At 37.1% G+C, this 7,050-nt stretch carries 1 protein-coding gene; it reads left to right on the top strand.

Annotated elements, in window-relative coordinates; translation table 11 throughout:
* Nucleotides 1-7,050, top strand: a 7,050-nt coding sequence (locus CHRY9293_RS17950) for a non-ribosomal peptide synthetase (protein ID WP_162034234.1), incomplete at both ends; no start/stop codon positions are given.

The raw sequence follows: 7,050 nt of genomic DNA on the forward strand, positions 1-7,050 counted from the left end.
TTTTGGGAGATACCAAGGCTAGAGTTGTAATCGTTGAAGAGAGTACAAAGAATCGTTTATATGACTATAAGGAATTAATAGATAGAGAAGAAGAATCAACTCTAAGTATTCTTAGTCTGAATTCTTCAGATATGAAAGATAGCTTGGATATATGTTCTATAGAAAATCCTCTTCCCTCTGTGAGCTCTTCAGATCTGGCGTATGTTATTTATACGAGTGGCACCACTGGTAAGCCCAAGGGAGTGATGATAGAGCATACAGGAGTGATCAACTTGATAAATTCAATGGTGAAGATCCACAGGCTTAAGGATTATGTAAATTTAGGTTGTTACTCCAATTATGTGTTTGATGCCTTTGTTTATGAAGCACTTCCTGTGCTGTGTAACGGAAATACTTTGTGGCTTTATAGTAATAAAATTAGAAATTCTGTAAAGGATTTAAATGAGTACATAAAAGAGAATGAAATAGAGGGTTCTTTTATTCCTCCTGTTTTATTAAAAGAATTACTACCTGATACCAGTCTTGAATTAATTTTTGCGGGAGGAGAAACTTTCCCTGATATTAGTGATTTAAACCGTGATGATATTATTTTAATTAATGAATATGGTCCTACAGAAACTACAGTATGCGCTACGTACCATCATTATAATGAAGATCACAATCCTCTCAACATAGGTCGTTCTATCCGTAATACTTCGGTGTATGTATTAGATGAATATTTACGTCATGTTCCTTTGGGAGGAGTAGGAGAGCTATATATAGGAGGAGTAGGAGTTTCCCGAGGCTATTTGAATCTTGCTGAGCTTACAGCTGAGAGTTTTCTATTGAATCCTTTCCAGAGTGAAAAGGAGAAGGAGATAGGTTATAATGGACGGATGTATAAGACGGGAGATTTAGTACGTTTTCTTCCTGAGGGTAATTTACAGTATATTGGTCGTAATGATCTCCAGGTAAAGATCCGAGGATATAGAATCGAGCTTGGAGAGATAGAGAACGGTTTATTGAGTTATGAAGGTATTCGTCAAGCAGTAGTCTTAGCTAAAGAACATAGTTCAGGGTTAAAATACTTAGTAGGTTATTATATATCGGATGCTTCAGTTAATCATGAAGACTTATCTATGCATTTATCTGGGCTTCTTCCGGAGTATATGATCCCTTCTGTGTATGTTCATTTGGAATCACTTCCTCTTACGATTAATGGTAAGTTGGATCGCAGGGCTTTACCTGAGCCTAGCTTCACCGGAGATAAAGAGTATATCGCTCCAACGACTGTCTTGGAAAAAGCCTTAGCAGAGATGTATGGTGAGGTTTTAGGCTTACCTGTAGAAAGTATAGGTTTACATGATGATTTCTTTCGCTTGGGAGGAGACAGTATTATCAGTATCCAACTCGTGAGTCGTTTACGAAAACGATTATCCTTATCCTTAAGTGTTAAAGAAGTCTTTACCTATAGAACAGTGTATCATCTTTCTGAGCTCTTAGAAAGTAGAAAGCATGTAGAAGGATTGTCTCTTATTACTGAACAGGGAATATTAGAAGGTGAAGTTTCATTATTACCGATTCAGGAATGGTTCTTCCATGAAGTAGAGTTGGGAGAACATTTTACCTCTTTCCATCATTGGAATCAGTCCTTTATGATTCATGTTCCTGAATTGGATATAGATATATTAAAACAAAGTCTCTTACAATTAGTAGAGAAGCATGATGCCTTACGGCTATATTATCCTAAGACAGAGCATGGCTATCTTCAAGAGTATAGAAAAGAAGCTATATCTCCTGATTTGAGTATACTTGATCGTAGAGATGTAAGTGAAGAAGAATTAGTAGAAGTCTTTACTTCTTGGCAGAGTGGATTTGATATCATTGAAGGTCCTTTACTTCATGTAGGATATATCCATGGTTATGAAGATGGAAGTTGTCGTGTTCATTTCTGTTTCCATCACCTTATTATCGATGCGGTAAGCTGGCGAATCTTAACAGAAGATCTTGAGTTGATGTATAGATCTCTTAAGGAAGGAAATACCAACCCATTGTATGTAAAAGGAAGCAGTTACCGCCAGTGGGTTGATGTGGTTAAGACTTATAAAGAGGATAGTGCTACCTCCCGAGAAGAAGAGCTAAGGTATTGGAATAGTATTATAGAGAATACGAAGAATAGTAATCTTCATATCCAGAGTCTTAGTAGTTCTCTCTATCATCATTCCGATTTGGTATTGGATAAAGGCTCCACGAGTCGTTTACTTCGAGATATTCATGGAGTCTATCATACTCAGATCAATGATGTTCTTTTATCAGCTTTCTCTTTGGCTCTTTGTGATTTCACGGGTCTATCAGCTCATGGTATTGTATTAGAAGGTCATGGAAGAGAGGATATCTTTCCGGGAATGGATATTACTGAAACAGTAGGCTGGTTTACCACAATGTATCCCATAGTGTTAGAGAGGGGTAAAGATTTATTCTCTACACTAGTTCATACGAAGGAGTCTTTGAGAGGTATTCCTGATAATGGGATAGGTTATGGAAGTCTTATCGGCTATACAGATGGTAATCTTCCTAGAGTTAGTTTTAATTACTTGGGCCAGTTGGATCAACAGGAGTCTGTATCAGAGAGTTGGTATATCGTAGGGGAGAATAGTGGAGAATCTGTGGGAAGAGATAATTCGGATTCTCATCTTCTTACTATCAATGGCGCTGTGGTAGGAGGAGAATTGTATTTCGGATTAAGAGGCTACTTCAGTGAAGAAGAGATGATTCGTTTATCAGTATTGTTTAAAGGATACTTAGAGCAGCATGTGAATGGGTTATCAGGAATAGATAGAAGCTACCTTACGGTGTCAGATGTGGATCATACTCTGAGTTCCAGCCAACTAGATTCTATTCAGGAAGAGATAGAGATTGATTCTGTATATTTAGCCAGTAGTCTTCAGGAAGGTTTTATCTACCATGCTTTAAGTCAGGGAGATGTAGATGATTCTTATCGGGTACAGCTTTTATGGGATTATCATGGAGGGGTTGATTTGAAGAAGTTAAAGGAGTCGTGGGAATATGTTCAGAATAAGCATCCTGTATTAAGAACGAGATTTGATTGGTCAGAGTCTATAGTTCAGGTGATAGATAAGATAAGCTCTGTGGACTGGCGTTGTATAGATCTGAGTGGGTATGATGAAAAGGAAAGAGAAGATAAGATCAAATCCATTGTTCAGAAAGACAGAGAAGAGGAGTATGATCTTTCCAAATCAGGACTCTTTAGAGTCTATGTGTGTCAACATTCAGAATCACATTATACATGTATCTTCAGTAATCATCATGCAATCTTGGATGGTTGGAGTATGCCTGTACTGTTTAATGATATTCATACCACCTACCTTAGATTATTGAAAGGAGAAGTAGTAGCTTCTATGATGGATATATCGTATGGAGAATCCCAGAAGTATCTTCAGAGTCATAAGGGAGAGAGTGATTCATTCTGGAAGGAGTATATGTTATTATTGGAAGATAGGGAGGATTTGAGTAGTTTACTTAAAGTTTCAGAGAAGCATACGAATCTTTCAGGATATCGTCATATTCAGGATCATCAATCTTTAGCTTGGAGTATTACAGGAGAACAGTATACTTCCTTAAAGAATTTAATCTCTAAGGAGGGCTTAACAGTTAATGCGGTGTTACAATATTTATGGCATAAACAGTTAAGTATATACAGCAATCAAAGAACAACAGTAGTAGGAACGACTGTTTCGGGAAGAAGTTTACCTGTGGAGGGGATTGAAAGTTCAGTAGGTTTGTATATCAATACCCTTCCCTTGATTGTAGAGCATAAGGAAGGTAAGGTAATGGATGTAATAGTAAATCTTCAATCTTCTGTAAGTGATCTTAACACATACAGTGATAAGAGTCTATCAAGTCTTCAAGATAATGGAGAGCGTCTGTTCAGTAGTTTATTTGTGTATGAGAATTATCCTATCTCTGATGGAGATGTTTCTGAGGATTTAGATATTCGATTCCGGGATTCTATAGAGAAAGTGGATTATCCCTTAAGTTTGATTGCATATGAGAGAGGAGAGGAAGTGAGTCTCACGTTAAACTATGAAGGCTTGTTATTTGAACAGGCTATGATATCTCAGGTACTAGAAGGTATGGAATTGATGTTAAATCAGCTTTTACAAGATCCTAATCTCACTACAGATAAGTTGTCATATGTTTCAGCTCTTCAATATCAAGACTTGATACATAATTGGAATTCTACGGGAGTGGAATACGATACAAGTGCTACCATTCATGAATTATTTGAGAGACAGGTAGAGAAGACTCCTGATCATATTGCTTTGGTGTATGAAGATGTTCAGTTAACGTATAGAGAGCTTAATGAAAGATCCAATCAATTGGCTCATTATTTATTAGAAAACTATCAGATTAAGTCTGATGAACTCATTCCTTTATGTTTGGAAAGATCGGAGCAGATGCTGATTGGAATCTTAGGGGTATTAAAATCAGGCGGAGCTTATGTTCCAATGGATCCTAATTATCCTATGGATAGAATAGAACATATTTTGGGAGATACCAATGCGAGAGTTGTAATCGGAGAAGAGCGTACTAAGAATCGTTTATATGATTATAAAGAATTAATAGATAGAGAAGAAGAGTCTTTACCCCTCAGTATTCTTAATCTGAATTCTTCGGATATGAAAGATAGCTTGGATATATGTTCTATAGAAAATCCTCTTCCCTGTGTGAGCTCTTCAGATCTGGCGTATGTCATTTACACGAGTGGTACCACTGGTAAACCCAAGGGAGTGATGATTGAGCATAGAAGTGTAGTCAACTTTGTAGAATCGATGATAAAATCGCATAGGTTAGATGAGTATAGAAATGTTGGCTGTTATTCTAACTATGTATTTGATGTTTTTATTAGTGAAAGCTTTCCTGTGCTGTGTAATGGCAATACATTATGGCTCTACAGTAGTGTACTTAGAAGTGACGTAAGAGATTTAAATCAATATATAAAAGAGAATGAAATAGAGGTTTCTTTTATTCCTCCTGTTTTGTTAAAAGAATTATTACCTGATACGGATCTTAAATTGATTTTAGTAGGGGGAGAATCTTTTCCTACTCTTGATACTTCTTATGAAGATATTATTTTTATCAATGAATATGGCCCTACAGAAACTACGGTCTGGTCTACATACCATCATTATAATGAAGATCACAATCCTCTCAACATAGGTCGTCCTATCCGTAATACTTCGGTGTATGTTTTGGATAGCCACTTGCGTGCTGTTCCTTTGGGTGGAGTAGGAGAACTATATATAGGGGGAGTAGGAGTTTCTCGAGGTTATTTAAATCTTCCTGAACTTACCGATGAGCGTTTTGTGGTCAATCCTTTCCAGAGTGAAGAGGAGAAGGAGATAGGTTATAATAGCCGTATCTATAAGACGGGAGATTTAGTACGTTTCCTTCCTGATGGTAATTTACAATATATAGGACGTAATGACTTCCAGGTAAAGATTAGAGGGTATAGGATAGAATTAGGAGAGATAGAAAACGCTTTATTGAGTTATGCAGGTATTCGTCAGGGAGTTGTTTTGGCTAAGGAACAAGGTTCAGGGATCAAATATTTGATAGGTTATTATGTCTCAGATGCAGCAGTTAATCATGAAGACTTATCTATACACTTATCAGGTCATCTTCCTGATTATATGGTTCCTTCTGTGTATGTTCATTTGGAGGAGCTTCCTGTTACGCTTAACGGGAAGTTAGACCGACGCTCTTTACCTGAACCTACGTTTACTGGAGTTACTGAGTATATGGCTCCCCGTACTGTTTTAGAAAAACAATTATCAGAGCTGTATGGAGAAGTTTTAGGTTTGGAACCCTCTAGTATCAGTATTCATGATGATTTTTTCAGATTAGGTGGTAACAGTATTATGGCTATAAAGCTTATCAGTCGTATCCATCGAGATCTTGGATTTGCTGTTACGGTTGCTATGCTCTTTACGCATAAAAATATTTACTCCTTATCCCATGTTTTAGCAAGCAGTGATAATGTTATGTCTAATAGTATGATTCGTGTTATTACGGTCTCTGATGTTGAAGATCAGAAGCTTTCGTTTGCACAGGAGCGTTTATGGTTTTTAGATCAGTATGAAGGAGGTAGTAGTGCATATAACATTCCTATGGTTTTTGGTTTATCGGGGACCACAGATCTTGCAGTTCTAAAGTCTTCTTTTTCGCGTCTTTTATCACGTCATGATATTCTTCGTACGTTGATTCTTAAAGATTCGGAAGGTCAAGGTTACCAGTATGTTAGTGATAAGGAGTTAAGTATTAGTGAGACTGTTGTTTCTAGTGTTGCAGAGCTGGACTTAGAGATAGGGAAAGAGATGGGTCGTGTATTCTTGTTGTCAGAAGAGCTTCCGATTTCCGTTCGCTTGTTTAGTTTAGGGTCTGATTTTTATCTTACGGTTGTTATTCACCATATAGCTTTTGATGGTTGGTCTATCGATATCTTTTTCCGAGAGTTGTCTGTAATTTATGAATCTTTGTTATTGGGAACTGAGCCTGATTTACGTCCTCTCTCGATAAGTTATAAGGATTTTGCTTTATGGCAGCGTGAGTATCTTAGTGGTTCTGTGTTGTCTGTTCAATTGGATTATTGGAAGACTCATCTTAACGGATTTGAGCCTTTAAATCTACCTCTGGATTATGTTCGTCCTTCTGTTGTATCGTATGTAGGAAAGAGTTTATCGTGTAGTCTATCCCCAGCCTTATCTACCGATTTACGATCTTTATCCAAAGATTTAGGAATTAGTCTTTACAGTGTTATGTTGGGAGGCTATTATTTGTTGCTATCTTCATATTCCGGTCAACGTGATATTCTTTTGGGTACTCCTGTAGCTAACCGTCATCATTCGGGCTTGGAGGATTTGATAGGTTTTTTTGTAAATACTTTAGTTTTAAGAGCCGAGCTTGATTTTAATTTAGATCTTAGAGATTATCTTGTTCATATCTCGTCTGTGGTTTCTTCGGCTCAGATTCATCAGGATGTCCCTTTTG

This window comes from Chryseobacterium potabilaquae (assembly GCF_902728265.1).
Lineage (GTDB): Bacteria > Bacteroidota > Bacteroidia > Flavobacteriales > Weeksellaceae > Chryseobacterium > Chryseobacterium potabilaquae.